Annotated in this window: 19 protein-coding genes and 1 other RNA gene; 13 read left to right on the forward strand and 7 right to left on the reverse strand. The window is 72.2% G+C overall.

The features are described from left to right. Positions 1-56: 56 nt before the first annotated feature. Positions 57-851: an ABC transporter ATP-binding protein gene (locus ACFY6S_RS31180; RefSeq protein ID WP_388824972.1), complete on the reverse strand. Its 795-nt coding sequence runs from the start codon at positions 849-851 to the stop codon at positions 57-59. Beyond that, a complete protein-coding gene (locus ACFY6S_RS31185) occupies positions 844-1,764 on the reverse strand; it encodes an ABC transporter permease (protein ID WP_388824976.1) in 921 nt (306 codons plus the stop codon). Before ACFY6S_RS31185 ends, ACFY6S_RS31180 begins: the two co-directional genes overlap by 8 nt. Before the next feature lie 211 nt (positions 1,765-1,975). On the opposite strand from ACFY6S_RS31185, the gene ACFY6S_RS31190 reads away from it, so the two are divergent. After that, positions 1,976-2,611: a TetR/AcrR family transcriptional regulator gene (locus tag ACFY6S_RS31190; protein WP_388824979.1), complete on the forward strand. Its 636-nt coding sequence runs from the start codon at positions 1,976-1,978 to the stop codon at positions 2,609-2,611. A gap of 73 nt (positions 2,612-2,684) precedes the next feature. On the opposite strand, the gene ACFY6S_RS31195 is transcribed toward ACFY6S_RS31190, so the two are convergent. The 4 genes from ACFY6S_RS31195 to ACFY6S_RS31210 all read right to left on the reverse strand — a co-directional run bounded on the left by ACFY6S_RS31195 (position 2,685) and on the right by ACFY6S_RS31210 (position 10,331). After that, positions 2,685-3,566 carry a carbohydrate ABC transporter permease gene (locus tag ACFY6S_RS31195; RefSeq protein WP_388824982.1) on the reverse strand — a complete coding sequence of 294 codons (882 nt, stop codon included), beginning with the start codon at positions 3,564-3,566 and terminating at the stop codon, positions 2,685-2,687. After that, entirely contained in the window at positions 3,563-4,909 is a 1,347-nt protein-coding gene (locus ACFY6S_RS31200; RefSeq protein ID WP_388824985.1) for a carbohydrate ABC transporter permease, read from the reverse strand. The genes ACFY6S_RS31195 and ACFY6S_RS31200 overlap by 4 nt, the downstream gene beginning before the upstream one ends. A 4-nt stretch (positions 4,910-4,913) precedes the next feature. After that, positions 4,914-6,335 (reverse strand): ABC transporter substrate-binding protein, encoded by a 1,422-nt coding sequence (locus tag ACFY6S_RS31205; RefSeq protein WP_388824988.1) that lies wholly within the window; start codon positions 6,333-6,335, stop codon positions 4,914-4,916. Positions 6,336-6,566: 231 nt separating this feature from the next. Then, positions 6,567-10,331 carry an FHA domain-containing protein gene (locus ACFY6S_RS31210; protein WP_388824991.1) on the reverse strand — a complete coding sequence of 1,255 codons (3,765 nt, stop codon included), beginning with the start codon at positions 10,329-10,331 and terminating at the stop codon, positions 6,567-6,569. Between the two features lie 569 nt (positions 10,332-10,900). Here ACFY6S_RS31210 and ACFY6S_RS31215 point away from each other — a divergent pair. From ACFY6S_RS31215 to ACFY6S_RS31230, 4 genes are all read left to right on the forward strand, one after another. After that, positions 10,901-12,598 (forward strand): protein kinase, encoded by a 1,698-nt coding sequence (locus tag ACFY6S_RS31215; RefSeq protein WP_388825794.1) that lies wholly within the window; start codon positions 10,901-10,903, stop codon positions 12,596-12,598. Between the two features lie 144 nt (positions 12,599-12,742). After that, entirely contained in the window at positions 12,743-13,978 is a 1,236-nt protein-coding gene (locus ACFY6S_RS31220) for a protein kinase (protein ID WP_388824994.1), read from the forward strand. 216 nt (positions 13,979-14,194) lie between these two features. Beyond that, a complete protein-coding gene (gene prfB / locus ACFY6S_RS31225; RefSeq protein WP_388824997.1) occupies positions 14,195-15,301 on the forward strand; it encodes a peptide chain release factor 2 in 1,107 nt (368 codons plus the stop codon). Between the two features lie 302 nt (positions 15,302-15,603). Continuing rightward, the gene (locus ACFY6S_RS31230; RefSeq protein ID WP_388825000.1) at positions 15,604-16,458 is read left to right on the forward strand and encodes a hypothetical protein; all 855 of its coding nucleotides are present in this window, start codon (positions 15,604-15,606) and stop codon (positions 16,456-16,458) included. 123 nt (positions 16,459-16,581) lie between these two features. Here ACFY6S_RS31230 and ACFY6S_RS31235 read toward each other — a convergent pair whose 3' ends face one another. Then, positions 16,582-16,776: a hypothetical protein gene (locus ACFY6S_RS31235; RefSeq protein ID WP_388825003.1), complete on the reverse strand. Its 195-nt coding sequence runs from the start codon at positions 16,774-16,776 to the stop codon at positions 16,582-16,584. Positions 16,777-17,074: 298 nt separating this feature from the next. Between ACFY6S_RS31235 and ftsE the strand changes: the two genes are divergently transcribed. The 8 genes from ftsE (at position 17,075) to ACFY6S_RS31275 (ending at position 24,947) form a co-directional block, all read left to right on the forward strand. Then, the gene (gene ftsE / locus ACFY6S_RS31240; protein WP_114622971.1) at positions 17,075-17,764 is read left to right on the forward strand and encodes a cell division ATP-binding protein FtsE; all 690 of its coding nucleotides are present in this window, start codon (positions 17,075-17,077) and stop codon (positions 17,762-17,764) included. A 107-nt stretch (positions 17,765-17,871) separates the two neighbouring features. Continuing rightward, positions 17,872-18,792 carry a permease-like cell division protein FtsX gene (ftsX, locus tag ACFY6S_RS31245; protein WP_388825007.1) on the forward strand — a complete coding sequence of 307 codons (921 nt, stop codon included), beginning with the start codon at positions 17,872-17,874 and terminating at the stop codon, positions 18,790-18,792. A gap of 67 nt (positions 18,793-18,859) precedes the next feature. After that, positions 18,860-20,107: a S41 family peptidase gene (locus tag ACFY6S_RS31250; protein ID WP_388825010.1), complete on the forward strand. Its 1,248-nt coding sequence runs from the start codon at positions 18,860-18,862 to the stop codon at positions 20,105-20,107. Between the two features lie 34 nt (positions 20,108-20,141). Beyond that, on the forward strand, positions 20,142-20,621 hold the full coding sequence (gene smpB / locus ACFY6S_RS31255; protein WP_388825014.1) for an SsrA-binding protein SmpB: 480 nt from the start codon (positions 20,142-20,144) through the stop codon (positions 20,619-20,621). Between the two features lie 181 nt (positions 20,622-20,802). Beyond that, positions 20,803-21,189, forward strand: a transfer-messenger RNA (tmRNA) gene (ssrA, locus tag ACFY6S_RS31260). Between the two features lie 105 nt (positions 21,190-21,294). After that, positions 21,295-22,515, forward strand: coding sequence for an acyltransferase (locus ACFY6S_RS31265; RefSeq protein WP_388825797.1), 1,221 nt, complete (start codon positions 21,295-21,297; stop codon positions 22,513-22,515). 236 nt (positions 22,516-22,751) lie between these two features. Next, on the forward strand, positions 22,752-23,615 hold the full coding sequence (locus ACFY6S_RS31270) for an LLM class F420-dependent oxidoreductase (protein WP_388825017.1): 864 nt from the start codon (positions 22,752-22,754) through the stop codon (positions 23,613-23,615). Positions 23,616-23,801: 186 nt separating this feature from the next. After that, positions 23,802-24,947: a uroporphyrinogen-III synthase gene (locus ACFY6S_RS31275; protein WP_388825019.1), complete on the forward strand. Its 1,146-nt coding sequence runs from the start codon at positions 23,802-23,804 to the stop codon at positions 24,945-24,947. Positions 24,948-24,971 lie beyond the last annotated feature (24 nt).

Below are 24,971 nucleotides of genomic sequence, written 5' to 3' on the forward strand. Positions count from 1 at the left end.
TTGACGCCCGGCGCAGCGCGATCCGGGCGACCTCCCGCCGTAACGCCGCCAGCGCGTCACCCCTTCTTCCTGCCCTTGCCCCCCTTTCCGGTGAACTCCTCGTACGCCGCGAGGACCTCCGCCACCGGGCCGTCCATCCGCAGCGTCCCCGACTCCAGCCAGATCGCCCGGTCGCAGGTGTCCAGGATCGACTGGTTGCTGTGGCTGACCAGGAAGACGGTGCCCGCCTCCTCGCGCAGTTCGGCGATGCGCTGCCGGCTGCGGCGCTGGAACTTCGCGTCGCCGGTGGACAGCGCCTCGTCGATCAGCAGGACGTCGTGGCTCTTGGCGGCGGCGATCGAGAAGCGCAGCCGGGCGCCCATCCCCGAGGAGTAGGTGCGCATGGGCAGGGAGATGAAGTCGCCCTTCTCGTTGATGCCGGAGAACTCCACGATGTCCGCGTAGCGTTCGCGGACCTGCTCCCGCGACATGCCCATGGCCAGCCCGCCCAGGATGACGTTGCGCTCGCCGGTCAGGTCGCTCATCAGCGCCGCGTTGACCCCGAGCAGCGAGGGCTGGCCGCGCGTGAAGACCCTGCCCTGTGACGGTGGGAGCAGTCCCGCGATGGCCTTGAGCAGCGTCGACTTGCCGGAGCCGTTGGAGCCGATCAGGCCGATGGCCTCGCCCTTGTACGCGGCGAAGCTGACGCCCTTGACGGCGTGCACCTCGCGTACGCCGGGGGCCGACCGGCGCGAGACGATCCGGCTGAGCGCTGAGGTGGCGCTGCCCCGGCCGCCCTTGGCGCCGTGGACCTTGTAGGTGATGTGCACGCCGTCGACGACGACGGTGGGGGTGGGTTCGGGGTCAGCCACGTCCGTACTCCTCCTCGGCCTTCCAGAAGAACAGGAATCCGCCGACGCCCGCGAGCGCGGCCCAGCCGACGGCGACGGCCCAGATGTGCGGGGGCAGTTGGCCGGCGGTGTAGCTGTCGATGAGCGCGAAGCGCATCAGGTCGATGTAGACGGCGGCCGGATTGCACTCCAGGGCCACCGTGACGGCGTGGGGGAGGTGGTCGCCGTTCGTCACCCGGTCGACGCTCCACATCACCCCTGACACATACATCCAGGTCCGCAGCAGGAACGGCATCAGCTGCGAGATGTCGGGGGTCCTGGCGGCCAGCCGCGCCACCACCATCGAGACCCCGGTGTTGAACAGCGCCTGGAGCAGCAGCGCCGGCACCGCGAGCAGCCAGCCGAGGCGCGGGTACTGGCCGAAGCAGGCGAGGATCACCACCAGCGCGCCCATCGAGAACAGCAGTTGCTGGAGCTGCTGGAGGGCGAGCGCGATCGGCAGGGCGGCGCGCGGGAAGTGCAGGGCCCGTACGAGACCGAGGTTGCCGGAGATCGCGCGGGTGCCCGCCATGATCGAGTTCGAGGTGAAGGTCCAGATGAAGACGCCCGTCACCAGGAACGGGACGAAGTCCGGCACATCGCGCTTGGTGTCGAGCAGCACTCCGAAGATGAAGTAGTAGACCGTCGCGTTGAGCAGCGGGGTCATGATCTGCCAGACCTGGCCCAGCTTCGCCTGGCTGTACTGGGCGGTCAGCCGCGCGGTGGCGAACGCGGTGATGAAGTGCCGGCGCGACCAGAGCCGGCCGACGTACTCCGGCAGGGACGGGCGGGCGCCGCTGACGGACAGGCCGTGCCGGAGGGCCAGCGCGGTGAGGTCGGTCACGGGGGTGGGCCCGGGGGCCTGTGGGGAGGGCGGTGCGATCGTCTGGCTCACAGGTGTCGCTTTCGACGGTGGCTGGTTCGACGGCGGCCGGGCCGCGCGGTGCGCTGGCGCGGGGGCCTGGAGGTGCGGGGGCGCTGAGGCAGGGCGGAAGCAGGGGGTGTCCGGTGGCGACCAGGGACGGAACGGGACCGTATCGTCGTAACGACAAGGTAGAGCGGCGAGCGTCGCAACGCAACCGTGTCGTCGTAACGTCGATGAGGCTATGCTCGACGTGATGACCAAGGAATCCCGCCCCCCGGCCGCCGCCCGCACCGCCCGCCGTGCCCCGGCGGGCGCCGCCGTGCTGCGGGAAGAGGTGACCGACGCCATCCGCGCGGCCGTCTTCGATGAGCTGGCGGCGGTCGGGTTCGCCCGGATGTCCATCGAGGGCATCGCGCGCCGCGCCGGGGTCGGGAAGACCGCCGTCTACCGGCGCTGGAAGTCCAAGCTGGCGCTCGTCCTCGACCTGGTCTCGGCCTTCGCGGCGCAGGGGCTGCCCGCCCCGGCGACCGGTTCGCTGTACGGGGATGTGCGGGCCCTGCTCGAAGTGGCCTCGCACGCCCTGCGCCACCCGGTCGCCTCGCAGGTCATCCCGGATCTGCTGGTGGAGGCGGCCCGGCACCCGGAGATCTCCGACGCGATCAAGGCGGCGCTGCTGGACGGACAGCGGGGCATCGTGGCGGTGATCGTGCGGGAGGCGGTGGAGCGCGGCGAACTGCCCGAGGGCGCGGACCCCGACCGGGCTCTCGATCTGATCGTCGGACCGCTCTACTGGCGGCTCGTGGTGGTACGGGGCGAGCTGCCCCGGGGCTATCTGGACGACCTGGCGGCGTCCGCGGTGCTCGCGCTCAGCCGCTGAGCGGGCGCGGCAGTGCGGGGAGGCCGTTCTCCCGGCCTCCCCGCACCCGCTCCGGTGAACGGTGGAAGCGGCGCTACTTCACCGCGCCCGCCATCACGCCGGACACGAACTGCCGCTGGAACGCGAAGAACACGGCCAGCGGAATGATCATCGAGACGAACGCACCCGGCGCCAGTACGTCGATGTTGTTGCCGAACTGCCGTACCTGCTGCTGGAGCGCGACCGTGATCGGCGGGTTCTTGGAGTCCGCGAAGATCAGCGCGACCAGCATGTCGTTCCAGACCCACAGGAACTGGAAGATGCCCAGCGAGGCGATGGCCGGTCCGCCGAGCGGCATCACGACCCGGGTGAACAGTCTCAGCTCACCCGCCCCGTCGAGCCGGGCTGCTTCCAGCAGCTCCCTCGGGATCTCCGCGAAGAAGTTCCGCAGCAGGAAGATCGCGAAGGGCAGTCCGAAGGAGACATGGAAGATGATCACGCCGAAAGTTGTCTCAAAGATGCCGATGGCGCCGAACAGCTTCGCCACCGGGACCAGCGCGACCTGTACGGGCACCACCAGCAGCCCCACGACCACCAGGAACCACCAGTCGCGGCCGGGAAAGTCCAGCCAGGCGAAGGCGTAAGCGGCAAGCGAGCCGATCACCACGACCAGGAGCGTCGAGGGAACGGTGATCATGACGGTGGAGAACAGCGAGTTGGTGATCGTGTCGTTCTCCAGCAGCCGCGCGTAGTTCGCGGTGGTGAGCTGGGCGGGGGCCGTGAAGACCTTCCACCAGCCGCTGGCGTTGATGTCGGAGGCGTCGCGCAGCGAGGAGATCAGCAGACCGAGCGTCGGCATCAGCCAGAACAGGCCGACGAGGACCAGGAAGACCCGCATCACCCCGCCGCCCGCGCGGGCCGCGATCCGACCGCCGAGGGACTGCTTCGCCCCGACCGAGGTGGACTGAGTGGTCATCGGCGGGTCTCCTTCCGCATGCGCCGGATGTTGAACAGCATCACCGGCAGCACCAGCAGGAGCAGCAGGACGGCGATGGCGCTGCCGACCCCCAGATCCGCGTCCGTGCCGAACGACGAGCGGTAGAGCTGGAGCGCCAGCACGTTGGCGTCGGCCTGGGAGGAGCCCGGTGGGATGATCAGGACCAGGTCGAAGATCTTCAGTACGTTGATCATCAGCGTGACCATGACGACCGCGAGGACCGGGGCCAGCAGCGGCACGGTGATCCGGCGGAAGACCTGCCACTCGGTGGCGCCGTCCACCCGTGCCGCCTCCATGAGCTCCCGGGGCACGCTCGCCAGACCCGCCGCGATCAGCACCATCGCGAACCCGGCCCACATCCACAGATAGCTGCCGATGATCGCCGGGGTGACCAGCGAGGGGCCGAGCCACTCCACCCCGTTGTACGGCTCCTTGAAGTTGGACTCGGGCAGCCGCAGCTGGGCGCCGTCGGCGGACGCGGGGAGGGTGAACGTACCGTCGGCGCCCGCTGTCGCGGTGGCGACCACCTTGCCGTCCTTCACCGCCTCCACCGTGAGCCCCTTGAGCCCCAGCTCCTCGGGGTCGATGACGTTGGGCTTCCCGCCGCCGCCCGGCGTGAAGTCCAGCCACGCCGTGCCGGTGACCTTGCCGTCCCCGGGCTTCGCCGCCCGCGCCGGGGCCGCGTCCGAGGGCATCTTGGCCGGGGGCACCCCGACGAGCGGCAGCAGCACCTGCGTACCGGCGCTCACGGGCTCCTTGGTGACGAACGAGCCGCCGCCGCCCGCCTTCAGCGGATGCGCGGGCAGCGGATGCGCCTTCGGGTAGCCGGCCGCGTCGCTGAAGGTGTCGTGCACCCCGACCACCACCGCGTTGGCGACCCCCCGGCTCGGGTCCTGCTCGTACACCAGCCGGAAGATGATGCCGGCGGCGAGCATCGAGATCGCCATCGGCATGAAGACGATCAGCTTGAACGCCGTGCCCCAGCGGACCCGTTCGGTGAGTACGGCGAAGATCAGCCCGAGCGCGGTGGCGACGGTGGGGGCGACGACGACCCAGATCGCGTTGTTCTTGACCGCCGTCAGGATCGTGTCGTCGGTGAACAGCTGCACATAGTTGTCGAGTCCGGCGAAGCTGTTGCCCGACTTGTCGAAGAAGGACCGGTAGACCGAGAACCCGATGGGGTAGACCACGAGCGCGCCGAGCAGCACCAGCGCGGGCAGCAGAAAGCCGACCGCGACGATTTTACGTGTGCCTGTCACGCTCTTACGTGTACGGGGAACGGGGGGCGCCGCCGCGGCGCCCCCCTTGACCGGGGAAGTCATCCCGTCAGCTCTGGTACGCCTTGGCCGCGGCTGCTTCCAGCTGCCGCTGGACGCCCGCGACGTCCTTCGGGTTCTTCAGGAAGTCCTGAAGCGCCTTCCACTCGCCCTTGCCGGGCGTCCCGCCGAACGACTGCGGCATCTGGTCCGACATGTCGAACCGGAAGTCGTCGCCCGCCGCGATCAGCGCCTTGGCGATGTCGCGCTGGACGTCGTTGGGGTAGGCGGCGAGGTCCAGGGACTTGTTGGGCGAGACGAAGCCGCCCGACTCCGCCCAGATCTTCGCCGCGTCGGCCGAGGCCAGGAAGGTCAGCAGCGCCTGCGCGCCCTTGGTGTCCTTCAGCGCCACGGCCGCGTCGCCGCCGGTCACCACCGGCGAGTCGGTGCCGACCGCCGGGAACGGGAAGACCTTCGCGTCCGTACCGATCTCGGCGTCGGTCTCCGCGATGTTCACACCGACGAAGTCGCCCTCGAAGACCATCGCGCCCTTGGGCTGGTCACCGCCGGTGAACGTCTGCGTGACGGACGTGGGGAACTCCGTCTGGAGCGCGCCGTCCGTGCCGCCCGAGATCAGACTCGGCTTGCCGAACAGCTGGCCGAGGGTGGTCAGCGCGTCCTTCACCGACCCGTCGGTCCACATGATCTCGTGCTTCGCCAGCTGGTCGTACTTCTCCGGACCCGCCTGCGAGAGGTAGATGTTCTCGAACCAGTCGGTGAGGGTCCAGCCGTCCGCGCCGCCCACCGAGACCGGGGTGACGCCCGAGGCCGAGATGGTCTCGGCGGTCGACAGGAAGTCCTTCCACGTCTTGGGCACGGAGGCGCCCGCGTTCTCGAACGCGGTGTTGTTGTACCAGACCAGCGACTTGTTGGCGGCCTTGAAGTAGACGGCGTACTGCTCGCCGTCCACCGCGCCGAGGTCCTGCCAGCCCTTGCCGTAGTTCTTCTCCAGCTGGGCCTTGGCCTCGGCACCGACCGGCTTGGCCCACTTCTTCCCCACGGCCTGCTGGATCGCCCCGACCTGGGGCAGCATCGCCACGTCCGGCGGGCTCCCACCGGCTATTTTCGTACCGAGGAAGTTGACGATGGGGTCCTGCGCGGGGACGAAGGTGACCGTCGCCCCGGTGCGCTTCTCGAACTCGGTCAGCACCTTGGTGAAGTTCTTCTGCTCGGAGCCCGTCCAGACAGCCGCGACCTGGATCTTCTCGCCGTCCAGCTTGGGCAGTTCGACCGTGACGGCCGCCGGCTTGCCCCCGGCGTCGCCCGAGCCCTTGTCGTCGTCCGCGTCGCCGCCGCAGCCGCTGAGGGCCACCGCGCCGACGGCGACGAGCGCCACGGCCGCCCGGCGGGAGACCGGCCCCGGCCGGCCGGCTCCTCCGCCGGAGCCTCTTCCGGCACCAAGAACCTTGCTCGTTGTCCGAGTTGTGCGCATCACTGCCCCGTCTCTTCCCGTGTGCGTACGGATCTACGCAGGCGGGACCGGCATCGCGGCCGTGACGTGGCGGCGCTGCTCCCGTCCCGTGGGCACAGTCCTACGCCGGGTGACCGGGCGCCGCAATAGCGATCCCGGCCTCAACTCCTTGATCGTAATGGCCTCGTGACGTGCCGGACGCTCCCGGACCGACGGGTTGGACAGCGGTTTCTCAGGGGTCCTCGGGGGGCGTCAGGGATGCGCCGGGGTCAGTGGTGCCACCGGGGCGGCGCCGACCGATCGGGCCGCCCGCTCCAACGCGCTGGCCAGCAGCGCGAGATCGGTCGGACCGTTGCCCAACTCCCGGACCGGGCGCCTCGTCGGCGGGTCGCCCATCCGCTCCCACTCCAGCACCACGACGGTGGGCCGCTGCGTGGCCGTACGGGGAATGCGACCGGTCACCCGGCCGCCCTGGAAGGGGGTGACCCGGCCGTCCGGATGACCGAGCCGGCCGCGCCCGGGGGCCGGCTCGTCCGGGCCCGGCACGGCGGGCGGCGCGTCCAGCACGACCCGCAGCCGCGCGCCGTGCGCCAGCTCCGTGTCCACCGTCCGCTCCGGCCGGGCCGAGGCGGCCACCAGATGCACCCCGAGACGCTCGCCCTCGCGGGCCACGGCCTCCAGGGCCCGCACGACGGAACCGGCGGCGGGCCGGCCCGGGCTGCCCAGCGCCGGCGCCACCAGCGCGTCGAAGTCGTCGACCAGGACCACGAGCCGGGGGAGGGACGCGGGCGGCTGCTCCTGGACCCGGCCCCGCTCCTGCGGGAGCGATTCGGGGCGCAGCCGCAGCGTGCCACTGGAGGAAGGGTCCCGGTCGGGGCGCTGGCCGGAGCGGGACTCCGGGTGCTGGTCCCCGCGCTGCTCCATGCGCTGCTCCATGCGCTGATCGGCGCGGTACGTGTCGTGGCGCGTCCGGTCCGTACGGTGCCCGTCGCCGCGGCGGCCCGCCCGCTGTTCCGCCGCGCTCGGCCGGCGCCGGCCGAGCGTCCGGTCCGCCGTCTCCCGTTGGCCGTGCCACTCGGCGAAGTCCAGCCGCCCCAGCAGCTCGGACCGCCGCTTCAACTCCGCGCCCAGCGCCTGCGCGAAGTGCCGCATGCGCACCGGGTCGGAGGCGATCAGATGCTCGGCCACGTGCGGCAGATCGGTGCAGACGGACAGCCCGCCCGCCGCGCCGTCGCGCTCGCTCCCCGCGCCGTCCACCAGCAGCAGCCCCAGCCGGTCGGGGCGCGCGGCGGCGGCCAGCGAGGCGGCGATCGAGCGCAGCAGCTCCGTACGGCCGCTGCCCGGGGGCCCCTCGATCAGCAGGTGGGGGCCCTCCTCCAGCAGATCGAAACTCACCGGACCGCGCGGACCGGCGCCGAGCACCACCGTGCAGTCGTCCGTACGGTCCGCTGCGGACGCCCAACGGGCCATCAGGGAGGCCGGGGTGGCGCGGGCGAGTCCCAGCTCGTCCAGCAGCCTGGACGAGCGCGGCAGCGCCGCCGCCGGCCGCTCCCTGCCGCTCCCGGCCGCAGCGAGCAGCGGCGCCAGCGCGCGGCCGAAACGCTCGGCCCAGGCGGGCGAGACAGCGTCCACCACCGCGACCGTGCCATGCCCGGCGGGCTGCCCCACCGCCGTACGCAACAGCCGCAGCGCCGTCGCCACATCGCCGCTGAGCAGGGCGACGGCCCCGCACTCGCGGAACGGCAGCGAGGCCGCGCACGCCGTCTCGTAGGTCGCGGCGACCGGGGAGTCCGGCGACGCCGACGGCGTCTCGGCGAGACAGAGGACATGGACCCCGGCGGCGGCCCCGGCCCCGGCCAACTGCGCCGCCGACTCGCGCAGCGCGGCGGAACCGGGGTCGCCGTCGACGATCACCAGCGTGTGCGGACCGTCGTGCCGGGCGCCCGCCTCCGTGACCGTCCACGGATCGGCCGAGGCCCAGCCGGGGCCCAGCGGCCCGTCGTCGAGGCGGCGGGTCAACTCGGCGATCCTGGCGGCGGCCTGCTCGCGGTCGTAGGCGAGCAGCAGCCGGCAGTCCTGACCGTGGGCGGGGCGTACGTGCGGGAGCCAGCCCAGCCAGCCCCAGTCGCGTCTGCGCTGCTCCAGGCTCTGGGCCCGGTCCGCGCTGATCAGCACGATCTCCAGATCGGCCGGGGAGTGCAGCGCGGCGAGCTGCGCCACGACCCAGCGGGTCAGACCGGTCAGCCGCTCGCGGGGACCGGCGAGACCCAGCGAACCGGCCTCGCGCAGGCCGACCGTCACCGGCACCAGCGGCAGCGACCCGCGTCCGTCGCCGGCCGGCCGGTCAGCCGTGCCGAGCCGGACGGCGAGCGCCTCCGCGTGACGGCTGCCACGCTCCCACAGCCGGGGGCCGGGGCCGAGGGCGGTCAGCAGCACGGCGGCCGGATCGGGCCAGGTCTCGGGACGGGGGGCGCGGCCGGCGGCCCCGGCGGGGCTCCGGGGGCCGGGGGCGGTCTCCGGCAGCTCCTCGCCACGGCTCCCGGCGAGCCGGCGCGCCCAGGCGCCTATGCCGCGCCGCTTGGTCGTCTGGTCGGGCGCGTCGAGGGCCTCCGGCGGCTCCGTCCCGCGCGGGGGCGTGTCCTGCCGCCGCGAGCGGGTGGGGGCCGCCGCCGGGGCGCCGCTACGGCTGGTGCGGCTGTGCGCGTGGGGGCCGTCGTCGCCCCGCCCGCCGTCCCGCGGCCACGGTGAACCGTCCGGGATGGTCGGGCCGCCCTGGCCGTCCTGGGCCGCGGCCCTGCTGTGGGTGCCACGGGATTGGTGGGGCAGTTGGGACGGCTGGTACGGGGTGCTCGTGCCCCGCGCCGGTACGTCACCGGGCGCCTGGGGAGAGCCGGGGCGGGTGGCGGGCGAGCCGGGAAACCCGGAAGGGGCGCCGGGGGTGCCGGGGGCGCTGGGCGGGGGGCCCTGTCTGCTGCCGTAGTGCGTGTCCGCGCTGCGCGGGTCCGGTACGCGCGGGGCGCCCGGCGGGTTCCCGTACTGCGAACCGCCGTACTGCGGGCCCGGGACGCCGCTCGACTGCCCCGTCCGAGGGGCCCGGACCGTACCGCCGCCGCCCGGCCCGGCCGGTCCGCCGCCGTGCGCCGGGGCGGGCTCGCGCGGGCCGCCCGCGTGCCGCGGGCCGGGCTCGCCGCCGGCCGGTGCGCCGGGGCCGGGGCCGTCCGCCGGGTGGCCGCCCGCTCCGTACCTCTCCGCCGCCCTGCCGCCGTGCTCGCTTCCGGCCGGGCCGGCTTCCGCGTCCGATGCCCTGTCCGTGCCCGTACCCGTATCCGGGGCCGTGACCGTGCCGCTGTCGGTGCCCGTGTCGCCGCCGCCCTGCGCCGGGGCCGCGATCCGCAGATGGCCCTCGCCGTCCGGCGCGGTCGGCAGTCCGGCCGCACGGACGCCGGGGGTGAGGCGGAGCGCCGACTCACCGATCCGCAGCAGCGCGCCGGAGGCGAGCGCGACCGGCCGCTCACCGACCCGGGACCCCTCCAGCCAGGTGCCGTTGGTCGAGCAGAGGTCCGCGACGGTGACCGAGCCGTCATCGGCGACCGTCACCGCGCAGTGCAGCCGGGAGACGTCCGGGTCGTCCAGCGGCACGTCGGCGTCGGCGGAGCGGCCGATCCTGACCTGGCCGCCGTGCAGCAGGTGCACGCCGCCCGCGTCGGGGCCCGCGACCACCTGGAGCTGGGCCGGTACGTCGTCCACCGGCGCGTCGTCCTCGCCGGGGAGCTGGAGGGAGATCACGGCGCCGTCTATCAGCGGCGGCTCGCCCAGCGCGCAGCGCTGCGCGTCCAGACGCTCCCGGCCGGAGTAGACGACGACGGTGCCGGAGGCATCGGGGCCGGAGGCGGCGGTGGCCAGGCCGGAGGCGACGGCGGCCAGCGCCGTCCCGGCCGGGGCGGTGACGAGCACATCGCACGCCCGCGCGGCGGCATGGCCGCTGCGCGGCGCGAGGACGGTCAGCCGGATCTGCATCGCCGTCAGCGGTCCCTTCTGCGCGGGGTGCCCGGCAGGAGAGCCCTCTGTCCGCCCCCCACCACGCACGGACGCGTCGTCCGGTACAGGTCGGCACGGGCGATGTGGTCCCCACGCCACTCGTCACGTGCTGGGGGCATCCTCGCACCTGCCGCTGACAACACGCCCGCCGACCGGCGACAAGTGATCTTGAATGGTCGGCGGTTGGCGCAAAAGTGCCTGCTTGGATGCCGCTTCGATACGGCTTGGGATCGTCTGTGATCCGTGCCGCGTGGCCACCGTGCTGTGCGCCCCTGCGAGAGGAACCGCTGTGACGCGTACCGCTGTGACGGGTGCCGCTGTGACGCGTACCGCGCCGACCCCGCTCCGCTCCCCGGCAACCATCCGTACGATGCCGACGTCTTCCCTTCGGACACGATCGTTCCGCCGCTGGTCCGGCGTCCGCCGACGGTCCGGCGGGAGCCGGATCGCCACGGTGCCGGAGGACGATCGGCGGCGATCCGTCCGGCCGGTCTAAGGTGGGCCGGGAACGTGTGAGTGACGACCTCGATCAGCAGGGAGCGCATGGAGTGCGGCCCGTAGGCAGCAAGTATCTGCTCGATGAGCCCATCGGCCGCGGTGCCACCGGCACCGTGTGGCGGGCTCGTCAGAGGGAGACCGCGGGGGCCGAGGCGGCGGTGGCCGGGCAGCCGGGGGAGACCGTCGCGATCAAGGTCCTCAAGGAGGAGCTGGCGAACGACGCGGACGTGGTGATGCGCTTCCTGCGGGAGCGTTCCGTCCTGCTCCGGCTGACCCACCCCAATATCGTGCGCACCCGCGACCTGGTGGTCGAGGGCGATCTGCTCGCGCTGGTCATGGATCTGATCGACGGTCCCGACCTGCACCGCTATCTGCGCCAGAACGGCCCGTTCAGCCCGGTCGGCGCCGCCCTCGTGACCTCCCAGATCGCCGACGCGCTCGCCGCGAGCCACGCCGACGGCGTCGTGCACCGGGACCTCAAGCCCGCCAACGTCCTGCTGAGGACCGACGGCGACCAGCTGCACCCGATGCTCACCGACTTCGGTATCGCGCGCCTCGCGGACTCCCCGGGCCTCACCCGTACCCACGAATTCGTCGGCACGCCCGCCTATGTCGCGCCCGAGTCCGCCGAGGGCCGCCCGCAGACCTCGGCCGTCGACATCTACGGCGCCGGCATCCTGCTGTACGAACTGGTCACCGGGCGACCGCCGTTCGCCGGGTCGACCGCGCTCGAAGTGCTCCAGCGCCACCTCAGCGAGGAGCCCGTCCGCCCCGCCACCGTGCCCGAGCCGCTGTGGACGGTCATCGAGCGCTGCCTGCGCAAGAACCCCGACCAGCGCCCCAGCGCCGAGAACCTCGCCCGCGCCCTGCGCACGGTGGCCGCCGGGGTCGGGGTGCACTCCACCCCCGCCCAGGCCGACGCGGCACTCGGCGTCGCCGCGCTTCTCGCGCCCGACCCGTCGCCCGCGCCGGTGCCCGTACCCGAGACCTTCGGCGGCGGCGACGCCGACGCGACGCAGGTCCTGCCGGGCAACGTGGGCCCGTACGACCCGAACGCCGCGACCAGCGTCCTGCCGAACACCGGCCCCGACGCGGCGACCAGCGTCCTGCCGACCGGCGCTGCGGGCCCCGGCTCCGGCCACCCCGACCCGACCGCCGTGATGCCGCCCGTACCGACGGAGCCGGACGGGCCGCACCCCTGGCAGAACCAGCTGCGGGCGGCCCGCGACCGCAACGACCAGACGCAGGTCCAGTACCTCGACCCCAGCGAGGATCCGCTCCGCCGCCGCCCGCAGCGGCAGCCGCAGCAGCAGGCGCCTTACCCGCACCAGGGCCGGCCCCAGGGACAGCGGCAGGGCCCGCCCCAGGGCCAGCAGTACGGGCAGCAGCAGTACGCGCCGCCTCCCCAGCAGCCGCAGCAGCAGCGCTACGCCCCGCCCCCGCAGGCGCCGCCCGAGCGCCGGCAGGAGCGCCCCGCGCCCCGCCCGGAGCGCGAGCCCCGGGAACCCCGGGAGCCGCGCCAGGAGCGCCGGCGCAGCGCCAACCCGATGCGGATCCCGGGCCTCGGCTGCCTCAAGGGCTGCCTGTTCACCCTGGTCCTGCTCTTCGTCGCCGGCTGGCTCCTGTGGACGCTGACGCCGCTTCCCGACTGGTTCGACACGGGCAAGGGCTACTTCGAGACGATCAGCGGGGGAATCTCGAAGATCGCGAACTGGATCTCCGACCTGAGTGACGCCGTCTCCGGCTAGCCGGCGACCGTCCGGTCCGGGGGGCGGAAACCCCGGATCGGTACATAACACCGGCCGAGGAGAGGGCTCGGCGTCGACAAGGGCACGGAGCACCCCGACACCCGCGTACTTTGAGGGGCAACGCCAGCCGGTGAGGGAGCAGTCTTGGCACGGAATATCGGCAGCCGGTACACCGCCCATCAGATCCTAGGGCGGGGCAGCGCCGGCACGGTGTGGCTCGGCGAGGGGCCCGAGGGTCCCGTCGCCATCAAACTGCTGCGCGAGGACCTGGCCTCGGACGAGGAACTGGTCGGACGCTTCGTGCGGGAGCGCACCGCCCTGCTCGGGCTCGACCACCCGCATGTGGTCGGCGTCCACGAGCTGGTCGTGGACGGCAACGACCTGGCGCTCGTCATGGAGTTGGTCCGCGGCACCGACCTGCGGACCAGACTGGACCGCGAACGGCGGCTGGCGCCCGAGGCGGCGGTCGCGATCATCGCCGACATCGCCGACGCACTCGCGGCGGCGCACGCCGCTGGGGTCGTCCACCGCGACGTCAAGCCCGAGAACATCCTCCTCGACATGGAGGGCCCGCTCGGGCCGGGCGGCGCGCACCCCGCGCTGCTCACCGACTTCGGCGTCGCCAAACTGATCGACACGCCCCGGCGCACCAAGGCGTCGAGGATCATCGGCACGCCCGACTACCTGGCGCCGGAGATCGTCGAGGGGCTGCCGCCCCGCGCGGCCGTCGACATCTACGCGCTGGCCACCGTCCTGTACGAGCTGCTCGCCGGCTTCACGCCGTTCGGCGGCGGCCACCCCGGCGCCGTGCTGCGCCGCCATGTCACGGAGACCGTCGTCCCGCTGCCGGGCATCCCCGAGGAGCTGTGGCAGCTGCTCGTGCAGTGTCTGGCGAAGGCCCCGGCCTCCCGGCTGCGCGCCTCGGAGCTGGCGGCGAGACTGCGCGAGCAACTGCCGCACCTCGCGGGCATTCCGCCGCTGGAGGTGGACGAGCCGGACAGCGGACCGACCGAGCAGCCCTACGAGGAGCCGCAGGCGGACGCTCCGCCGGAGCCGCGCCGCCGGGGCGCGGTCCCGCTCGTGCCGGGCGCGACCCCCGACTCCAACCGCGACACCCACACGAGCATGCGGGTGCCGGGCCCCGACGAACTGGCGGGCGGCGCGCGTGGCACGGCCCGCGCGCCCCGCGCGCCCGGCCAGCGCCGGCCCGGCTCGGCCCGCCACAAGGCGGGGGCGGTCCGCAAGCGCCGGATCGCGCTGGGGGCGGGGGCGGTCCTGCTGGTCGCGGCGGTCGGTGTGGGCGGCTGGCTCGCCACCGGCGGCGACGGTACGGACGGGGTTCCGGGCGACTCGAAGCAGACGACGTCGCCGGTGCCGTAGCCTCGCGCGGGCCCGGAGAGCGGGCCGGAGGGCGCGTCGCCGCCGTGCCGAAGGGCGCGTCGCCGTCGTGAAAGAGACCGTGCCCGGTACGCGGCGGCGCCGTTCGGGCCGGGGCTCGTGCGGAGCGAGCGAATCGGGCCCGGTCCACGGCGGGCGGCGGCACGGAGCGCCCGGAGGTGAACCGAGCCCTCAAAAAGAAGGGGTTAGGCTGGACCCGTGGCAGTCGTCGATGTATCCGAAGAGCTGAAGTCCCTCTCCTCGACCATGGGGTCGATCGAGGCCGTCCTGGACCTCGACAAACTGAGGGCAGACATCGCCGTGCTCGAGGAGCAGGCGGCGGTCCCGTCCCTCTGGGACGACCCCGACGCGGCGCAGAAGATCACCAGCAAGCTGTCGCACCTCCAGGCCGAGGTCCGCAAGGCGGAGGCGCTGCGCGGCCGTATCGACGACCTCGCGATCCTCTTCGAGCTGGCCGAGGACGAGGACGACGCCGACACCAAGGCCGAGGCCGAGTCCGAGCTGGCGTCGGTGCGCAAGGCGCTGGACGAGATGGAGGTCCGCACCCTCCTGTCCGGTGAGTACGACGAGCGCGAGGCCCTGGTCAACATCCGCGCCGAGGCGGGCGGCGTCGACGCCGCCGACTTCGCCGAGCAGCTCCAGCGCATGTATCTGCGCTGGGCCGAGCGGCACGGCTACGGCACCGAGGTCTACGAGACGTCGTACGCGGAAGAGGCCGGCATCAAGTCGACCACCTTCGTCGTCAAGGCGCCGTACGCGTACGGCACGCTCTCCGTGGAGCAGGGCACCCACCGGCTGGTCCGCATCTCGCCCTTCGACAACCAGGGCCGCCGCCAGACCTCCTTCGCGGGTGTCGAGGTGCTGCCGGTCGTGGAGTCGAGCGACCACGTCGAGATCGACGAGTCCGAGCTGCGCGTGGACGTCTACCGCGCCTCGGGCCCGGGTGGGCAGGGCGTCAACACGACCGACTCGGCTGTCCGCATCACGCACCTGCCGACCGGCATCGTGGTCTCCTGCCAGAACGAGCGCTCCCAGATCCAGAACAAGGCGAGCGCCATGAACGTCCTCCAGGCGAAGCTGCTCGAACGCCGCCGCCAGGAGGAGCAGGCCGCGATGGACGCGCTCAAGGGCGACGGCGGCAACTCGTGGGGCAACCAGATGCGTTCGTATGTTCTGCACCCCTATCAGATGGTCAAGGACCTGCGCACCGAGTTCGAGGTGGGTAATCCGCAGGGGGTACTCGACGGCGAGATCGACGGTTTCCTCGAAGCCGGAATTCGCTGGCGCAAGCAGCAGGAGCGCTAGAAAGCGCGAGAACGCGCCGGAACTCACGATTTATCGACATGTACAGCAGTGAACTGCCGCCCTTGGGGCGGCAGTTCCCTTTTATGTCACAGTTGCATCCCCGCACGTCGGACAAGTGGCCCGATTTCCGGGCATCGCGCTCGCAACGACCTTGACGCTCATTTGAAAACCCGGAACTCTGACGTTTGGCATGCGTATTTCCGGGGCGCGTGTGACCGGGGGCCGGAGTGCGAAGGACCCCCAGTGGCCACGGGCCCGGACGCTGCACCACTGACGAATGACCTACTGGGGGTAGCAACCAGATGACCAAGAAGACGCGGATGCGCGTGGCACGTGTGGCGGCCGGCGCGGTGATCGCCGCGGGTGCCTCGCTGACGATCGCGGGCGCCGCTCAGGCCGTCTCCGGCAGCGGCAGCGCCGACTCGTCGCTGATCGGCGGTCTCAGCGAGACCGACGGCGGCACCTCGGACGGTGGCACGGACGGCGGCGGCGACCCGGGCGGCGTCGACGGCGGCGTCGACGGCGGCACGACGGACGGCGGCACCACCGACGGTGGTACGACGGACGGTGGTACGACCGACGGTGGTACGACCGACGGTGGCACCACCGACGGTGGGACCACGGACGGTGGCGCGACGGACGGCGGCACCACGGACGGTGGCGCGACCGATGGTGGGGCCACCGACGGCGGCACCACTGATGGTGGCGCGACGGACGGCGGGGCGACCGACGGCGGCGCGACCGACGGTGGCAGCACCGACGGTGGTACCACCGGCGAGACCACCACCGGCGGCACGGACGGTGGCACCACCGGCGAGACCACCACCGGTGGCGGCGACGGCGGCTCCACGACCGGTTCCACCGGCGGCAGCTCCACCGGCGGCAGCTCCACCAGTGGCGGCTCCGCCTCCACCGGCGGTTCGACCGAGGGTGGTTCCGCCTCCACGACCGGCGGTTCGACCACCGGCGGCAACGGCGCCGACACCGACAGTGTCGGCTCGCAGCCGGTGCAGCAGGGCGAGGCCAAGGAGGAGCTGGCGGAGACCGGCGCCGCCGAGACCACGTTCCTGCTGATCGGCGCCGCGACCATGATCGCGGGTGGCATCGGCTTCCGGATGCTGCCGCGTCTGGTCGCCGGTGGCCGCACGGCCGCGTAAGGCCCGTACCGCACCCGTACCACGGGCAGGTACGGAAGGGCCCGGACGCTGGTTCAGCGTCCGGGCCCTTCCCTGTGCTGTCCGCGCACCTTCGCGCCGAGGCCGTACGGGCCGGGGCCTCGGTCAGGCGGGCTGGTGCGCCGCCACCAGCGCCACCGCCGCCACGAGCAGTACCACCAGCGTCAGCAGAGCCACCGGGCTCAGGCCCCCCAGGGGGCCCTGCTGCTGAAGTCGGTCCCGGTGGGCTCGGCACACGCGGCATCGGCCCTCGGCGACCGGCCCCGCGCAGTTGGCGCACACCAATCGGTCGTAGGTCATGCGCTTTCCTCCTCAGCGAGCGGCGGAGCCGCCGGCTACATGTCACTCCGCTCAACGCTCGGGGGAACGAGACCGTTCCCCCCTCCCACTGTGCCAGTTCCCGGCCGTTTCGGCGCGGTCGGCCGGATCCCGCCGGTCCGCCACCCCTGGCGGTGGCGGCTCATCCGTGATAAATCACCCCAAGCGCGGACCTGGTGCCCTCCTGCCCGGGCACCCAACCCCGGACGCGGACTGCGCGCCCCTGTGCGGTTCGCGTAAGGTCTCGCTCACCTACTCCCTGCCGACCGTGGTGCATCTCGTGATTCGATTCGACAACGTCTCCAAGACCTACCCGAAGCAGAACCGGCCCGCCCTGCGGGATGTCTCCCTCGAAATCGAGAAGGGGGAGTTCGTCTTCCTGGTCGGCTCGTCCGGTTCCGGCAAGTCGACCTTCCTGCGGCTCCTGCTGCGCGAGGAGCGCACCAGCCACGGCATGGTGCACGTCCTCGGCAAGGACCTCGCGCGCCTGTCGAACTGGAAGGTGCCGCAGATGCGCCGTCAGCTCGGCACCGTCTTCCAGGACTTCAGGCTGCTGCCCAACAAGACCGTCGCGCAGAACGTCGCGTTCGCGCAGGAGGTCATCGGGAAGCCGCGCGGCGAGACCCGCAAGGCCGTGCCCCAGGTGCTCGACCTGGTCGGTCTCGGCGGCAAGGAGGACCGGATGCCCGGCGAGCTGTCCGGTGGTGAGCAGCAGCGCGTCGCGATCGCGCGGGCCTTCGTCAACCGTCCGATGCTGCTGATCGCGGACGAGCCGACCGGCAACCTCGACCCGCAGACCTCCGTCGGCATCATGAAGCTGCTGGACCGCATCAACCGCACCGGCACCACGGTCGTGATGGCGACCCACGACCAGAACATCGTCGACCAGATGCGCAAGCGCGTCATCGAGCTGGAGAAGGGCCGTCTGGTACGAGACCAGGCGCGCGGCGTCTACGGCTACCAGCACTGACGGCTGCCGGCCCCGAGCGACGACGGCTGCCGGATCCGGGTATCCGAGCACCGAGTATTCGAGCACCGAGCATCTGAGCACCGAGTATCAAAAGCTGAAAGGACGCCATGCGCGCCCAGTTCGTCCTGTCGGAGATCGGCGTCGGTCTTCGCCGGAATCTCACGATGACTTTCGCGGTCGTCGTCTCCGTAGCCCTTTCGCTCGCTCTGTTCGGCGGCGCGCTGCTCATGAGCGAGCAGGTCAACGTGATGAAGGACTACTGGTACGACAAGGTCAACGTCTCCATCTTCCTCTGCAACAAGAACGACGCGGCGACCACGCCCAAGTGCGTCAAGGGCGCGGCCACCGGCCAGCAGAGGGATCAGATCAAGGCCGATCTGAAGAAGATGGACAACATCGTCCAGAGCGTCCATTACGAGACGTCCGACGAGGCGTTCAAGCACTACAAGGAGCGGTACGGCGACAGCCCCCTCGCCGCCACCATCACGCCCGACCAGATGCCGGAGTCGTTCCGCGTCAAGCTCAAGGACCCCGAGAAGTACCAGGTCGTGGCAACGGCCTTCGCCGGCCGGGACGGTGTCCAGTCCGTCCAGGACCAGCGCAACATCCTCCAGAACCTCTTCGACCTGATGAAGGGGATGAGAGTCGCCGCGCTCGGGGTGATGGCGCTGATGCTGGTGATCGCGCTGATGCTGATCGTCAACACCGTGCGCGTATCGGCGTTCAGCCGCCGCCGGGAGACCGGGATCATGCGGCTCGTCGGTGCCTCCAGCTTCTACATCCAGATGCCGTTCATCATGGAGGCCGCCTTCGCCGGACTGATCGGTGGCGCCGTCGCCTGCGGAATGCTGCTCGTCGGCCGCTACTTCCTGATCGATCACGGTCTCGCCCTCGCCCAGAAGATGGAACTCGTCAACTTCATCGGCTGGGACGCGGTGCTCGCCAAGCTCCCGCTGGTGCTCGCGATCGGTCTGCTGATGCCCGCCGTTGCGGCTTTCATAGCGCTGCGCAAGTACCTCCGGGTGTGACAAGCGCCCCTGGCGCGCTCCCGCCAAGCTCCTTTGGGGCGTCCGCCGTTGTCCTACACTCGACGCCATGTCGGGCTCAGATGCGTACCGAAGATCCCGCGGCGTGGGCCGCGGGGCGGCTCTGACATTGGTCTTCGCGAGCGTGCTGGCCGCTGGTGCGGCCACCAACTCGCTGCCGCGCAGCCAGGAGAAGGCCCCCCGCGTCGCCGCCCGTCCGGTGGCCTCGACGGTCGACCGCGACGAGATGACCCGGGCGGCGACCGAGGCCATGGCCGACGGCAAGTCGGCCACGGAGGCGGCCGAGGAGGTCGTCAGCCGCAGCGGCGACCGCTGGGGAGCGGTGTACGACAAGAAGGAGTACGAGGAGTTCCAGCAGGCCCTCGACGGCGAGTACACCGGGGTCGGGCTCTCGGCCCGGCGCACGGCGGGCGGGCTGATCGAGGTCACCCGCGTCCAGCCCGGCGGCCCCGCCGCGCGGGCGGGCATCGGCCCCGGGGACACGGTCCGGAGCGTCAACGGCACGGGCGTCTCGAAGCGGCCCGTCACCGAGGTCATGGCGCTGCTGCGCGGCGACAAGGGCGGTACGGGTACCGTCCGCGCGGGCGGTAAGGACACGGCGGACGCCGCGGGCGCCCCGGCCGGCGGGACGGACTCCGCCGTCGGCACCCGGGTCGCGCTCGGCCTGGAGCGGGACGGCCACCGCTGGACGCAGAACCTGCGCCGCGCCCGGCTCACCACCGAGGCCGTCACCGTCGACCCGATCGAGGGCGGTGCGCGGCAGATCAAGGTCAACGCGTTCACGAAGGGCTCGGGCGAGCGGGTGCGCGAAGCCGTCCTGGACGCCCCGCGCGGCGCCGGCGTCCTGCTGGACCTGCGGGGCAACGCGGGCGGGCTGGTCGACGAGGCGGTGACCGCCGCCTCCGCCTTCCTCGACGGCGGTCTCGTCGCCACGTACGACATACGGGGCGAGCAGCGCGCCCTCTACGCCGACCAGGGCGGCGACACCGAGCGGCCCGTGGTGGTGCTGGTCGACGGCGGCACGATGAGCGCCGCCGAACTGCTCACCGGCGCCCTCCAGGACCGCGGCCGGTCCGTCACCGTGGGCTCGCCCACCTTCGGCAAGGGCTCGGTCCAGATGCCCAGCAAACTGCCCGACGGCTCCGTCGCCGAGCTGACCGTCGGCCATTACCGCACCCCGGCCGGGCACGGGGTGGACGGCCAGGGCGTCACGCCGGATCTGCTGGCGGGCCGCAGCGCCCAGGAGCGGGCCAGAACCGTGCTGAGCGGCCTGGGCGGTCTCGGCGGCAAGGAGTAAAGGAGTTGCGCCGGGGTGCGAAAATGGCGGGACTATGGCTAAGGAAACTGGGCGCAAACTGATCGCGCAGAACAAGAAGGCGCGGCACGACTACCTCATTCTCGACACCTACGAGTGCGGTCTCGTGCTGACGGGTACCGAAGTGAAGTCCCTGCGCCAGGGGCGGGCCTCCCTGGCCGACGGCTTCGTACAGATCGACGGCCACGAGGCGTGGCTGCACAACGTCCATGTCCCCGAGTACAGCCAGGGGACGTGGACCAACCACACCGCCCGGCGCAAGCGGAAGCTGCTCATGCACCGCGCCGAGATCGACAAGCTGGAGTCGAAGTCACAGGAGTCGGGTCACACGATCGTGCCCCTGGCGCTGTACTTCAAGGACGGCCGGGCGAAGATCGAGATCGCGCTGGCCAAGGGCAAGAAGGAGTACGACAAGCGTCAGACGCTGCGGGAGAAGCAGGACCGGCGCGAGACCGACCGGGCGATCGCGTCGGCCAAGCGGCGCCAGCGGGCGTGAGGCGTCGGCGGGCCGTGCGGCTCCAGTGGCCGTGAGCGTGGACCCGGCCGCGCGTCCGGCGGAATAGGCTGGCACGGTCGTGCGTTGGTCACGTAGGATGGAACACGTACCGGCGCACAGCGGGTACACGCTCATGAAAGTGAGCACCGCCCATGAAAATGGGCTTTTGAAAAAAACACATGGGGATGATCGGTTTCGACAGCGGATGTCGAAGCAGGGGAAGCGAGTCGAGGAAGCGGCAATGATCTCGTTAACCATATGTCGCAAACAATAATCGCCACTTCCAAGCGCGATTCCTCCGCCTTCGCCCTCGCTGCCTAATTAGCAGCTAGCGAAGACTCTGCGGAGTGTCAGCCCGGGGCTGTTCCCGACCCGGTTCCTGGCATCAACAAGGGAACTAAACCTCTGAGTCCGGTCACGGGACACAGAGGGAAACCAAACAGTGACTGAGCCCGTCGGAGACTTGTCCGTGTGATCTCCGGGGCCGAGAAAAGCGTAGCGGACTGCACTCGGAGAAGCCCTGGTTCCGCACCGTTGGACGCGGGTTCGATTCCCGCCATCTCCACAATTCCCATGTTTTTGATCAAAAAGCGACGAAGGCCCCGCTGCTCAGGCAGCGGGGCCTTCGTCGCGCGCTGCGAGTGGTGGGGGATTGGGTCCAGTGGGGGAACAGGTGCGGCACAGCGCCTCGAAGGGGCAGGCGCGCGAGCCGGACGACAGCGCCGTCGAGCGGCCGGACCGCCCGCGTGCTCCCGGCGGGTCCGCCGGCCGGGACCGCTACCTGGATCTGCTGCGCGCCGTCGCGCTGGTCCGCGTCGTGGTGTTCCACCTCTACGGCTGGGCCTGGCTGACGATCCTCTTCCCCTCCATGGGCGTCATGTTCGCGCTGGCCGGGTCGCTGATGGCCGGATCGCTGTCGCGACGCACCCCCTGGGGCGTCGTCCGGGCCCGGCTGCGGCGGCTGCTGCCGCCGCTGTGGGCCTTCGCGCTCCTCGCCGTACCGCTGATGTTCGCGACGGGGTGGAAGCCGGTGCGCGAGGAGGGCCTGTGGTGGTTCCTGCGGCTGGCGAACTACCTCGTACCGCTCGGCACACCGCCGTACCCGTACGAGAGCGCCGGCGGCGGCGACTGGCTGGACACCTCCTGGGCGGCGGACGCCGCCGGGCCGCTCTGGTACATCCGCGCGTACCTCTGGTTCGTACTGCTCTCCCCGCTGCTGCTGCGGGCGTTCCGCAGGCTGCCATGGGCGACGCTGCTCCTGCCCGCCGTCCTCACCGCGATCGTGAGCGGCGAATTCGTCACCGTGCCGGGCGAGGCGGGCGAGATCGTCATCGACTTCGCGATCTACGGCGGCTGCTGGGTGCTCGGCTTCGCCCACCACGACGGACTGTTCCGGCGCGTCCCGCGCCGCGTCACGCTCTCGCTCTCCGGCATCCTGATGGCCTTCGCGCTGTGGTGGGCGTCCGGCCATCTCACCGACGAGGGCTGGAACTTCGACGAGATCCCGCTCGCGCAGGCGACCTGGTCGCTGGGGTTCTGCGCGATCCTCCTCCAGTACGCGCCGTCCTGGCGGGAACTGCCGGGCGGGCTGGCGCGGTTCGACCCCGTGATCACGCTGGCCAACAACCGGGCCGTGACGATCTACCTCTGGCACAACCTGATGATCCTGGCGACCTTCCCGCTCATCGACCAGCTCTGGAAGGTCCCCGGCATCGACGCCTACGCCGCGGAGCTGGACGCCGCCTACGGGGTGCTGCCCCTGCTGCTGGTCTGGCCGCTGCTCGCCCTGATGATCCTCGCCGTGGGGTGGGTGGAGGACATCGCGGCGAAACGGCGCCCGAGGCTGTGGCCGGACGGCGGGGAGCGGGCGGCCACGGCGCTGGGCGGGCGCTGACGGCGCGTCGGGGGTGGCGGGGGCCCGATCGGGTATCGGCGGGGCGGGTGCCGGTCTTCGGGTCGCCCACGGTCACCTCGCGGAGGCGGCCACCGGGAGGTGGACACCGGCGAGCCGGGCGTCCCGCGGGGCCGGACGAGTGTGGGTTGTCGTCAAGGTGCGGAATATGCGGTCTTCGGATGGGGCAGATGGGGATCGTTGGACGGGACACCCCCGTGGCAAGAGGGAGACAACTGATGGTCGCACTGCAGGACACCGTGGGCCCCTACGGAATCTGGAGCTTCGAACTGCGCTCCGAGGACGAGGGACTGCGGGGCGAGATCCCCGAGGCGGCAGCCGAGTTGGAGGAGCTGGGGTTCGGGGCCGTGTGGCTCGGGGGCAACAGCGGGGTCGGGCACGCGGTGCCGTTGGTGGAGGCCACGACGCGGCTCACCGTCGCCACCGGCATCCTCAGCATCTGGCAGTACGAGCCCGGTGAAGCCGCCGCCCGCTTCCAGGAGCTGGAGGCCGCCCGGCCGGGGAGGTTCCTGCTCGGGATCGGGGCCAGCCACGCCAAGCTCGCCGCCCAGTACAAGCGTCCCTACTCCGCGATGGTCAGCTACCTGGACGGGCTGGAGGAGGCCGGGGTGCCCGCCGGGCGCGTCGTGCTCGCCGCGCTCGGGCCGAGGATGCTGGAGCTGTCGCGGGACCGGGCCGGCGGGGCGCATCCGTACCTTGTCACGCCCGAGCACACCGCGCACGCCCGTGAGCTGCTCGGGAAGGAGCCGTTGCTGGCGCCCGAGCTGAAGGTCGTCCTGGAGCGGGACCCGCAGACCGCGCGGACCATCGCCCGGAACTACCTCGCCTCCTATCTGGAGCTGCCCAACTACACCAACAGCTTCCTGAAACTCGGCTTCACCGAGGACGACTTCACCGGCGGCGGCAGCGACCGGCTGATCGACGCGGTGTACGCGTGGGGCGACGACGCGCGGGTACGCGAGCGCGTCGAGGCGTTCCGCGCTGCCGGAGCCGACCATGTCGCCCTCCAGATCGTCCGGGCCGGTGGCGCCAGCGGCCTTCCCCGCGAGGAATGGCGGCGACTCGCCGCCCTCCTCGCCTGACACGGTGGCGAGGCGGCGGCGGCGAGGCGGCGGCGCCGGTCCTGGCCGCGCCACGGCTCCGGAGCTCCGGGCCCGGTAGGGACGTACGCCGTACCGCCGCCTCCGTCCTGCGGCGGTATACCGTCGCAGGACGGACGCCAGGACCGGCCGCTTCGCGGTCGGCGGTGCGGAGAGGCGAGGAGAGGCATGGACCGGGACGGCCCCCAGGACGGTCCGCTCGCGGGGTTCACCATCGGGGTCACCGCGGCCCGCCGCGCCGAGGAGCTGGGCGCGCTGCTGGAGCGGCGCGGCGGCTCCGTCGTACACGCCCCCGCCCTGCGGACCGCCCGGCTCGCCGACGACACCGAGCTGCTCTCCGCCACCGAGGAGCTGATCGCGCGGCCGCCGGACGTGGTCGTGGCCACGACAGCCATCGGACTCCGGGGCTGGCTGGAGGCCGCCGACGGCTGGGGGCACGGCGAGGAACTCCTCGGCTGTCTGCGCCGGGTCGAGCTGATCGCGCGCGGGCCCAAGGTCAAGGGCGCCATCCGGGCCGCCGGGCTCACCGAGCAGTGGTCACCCGCCTCCGAGTCCCTGGCCGAGGTGCTGGAACGCCTCCTCGGCCAGGGCGTCGAGGGCCGCCGGATCGGACTCCAGCTGCATGGCGAGCCCCTGCCGGAGTTCGTGGACGCGCTACGGGACGGGGGCGCCGATGTCGTCGTCGTACCCGTCTACCGGTGGCTGCCGCCGGACGACCTCGCCCCCGTCGACCGGCTGATCGAGGCGGTCGTCGCCCGCTCGGTGGACGCCGTCACCTTCACCAGCGCGCCCGCCGTCTCCTCGCTGCTCTCGCGCGCCGAGGAGCGCGGACAGCTGGCGGAGCTGCTCGCGGCCCTGCGCCACGACGTACTCGCGGCCTGCGTCGGGCCGGTCACGGCGCTGCCGCTCCGGACGCGCGGCATCGACACCGTTCAGCCGGAGCGCTTCCGGCTCGGGCCGCTGGTGCAGGTGGTCTGCGCCGAACTGCCGCGACGGGCCCGCACGTTGCCGGTCGCCGGTCACCGCGTCGAGATCCGCGGCCGCGCGGTGCTGGTGGACGGCGAGCCGCGGCCGGTGCCGCCCGCCGGCCTGGCGCTGCTGCACGCGCTCGCCCGGCGGCCCGGCTGGGTGGCCTCCCGCGCGGAGCTGCTGCGCGCGCTGCCGGGCGCCGGACGCGACGAGCACGCCGTCGAGACGGCGGTGGCCCGGCTCAGGGCGGCGCTGGGCGTGCCGGAGCTGATCCACACCGTGGTCAAGCGCGGCTACCGGCTGGCGCTGGACCCGACGGCCGGCTCGGCGCACGGGGAGGGCTGAAGCGGGCGGCCGGCGGATACGGCT

The sequence above is a fragment of the Streptomyces sp. NPDC012835 genome, assembly GCF_042900885.1.
Taxonomy (GTDB): domain Bacteria; phylum Actinomycetota; class Actinomycetes; order Streptomycetales; family Streptomycetaceae; genus Streptomyces.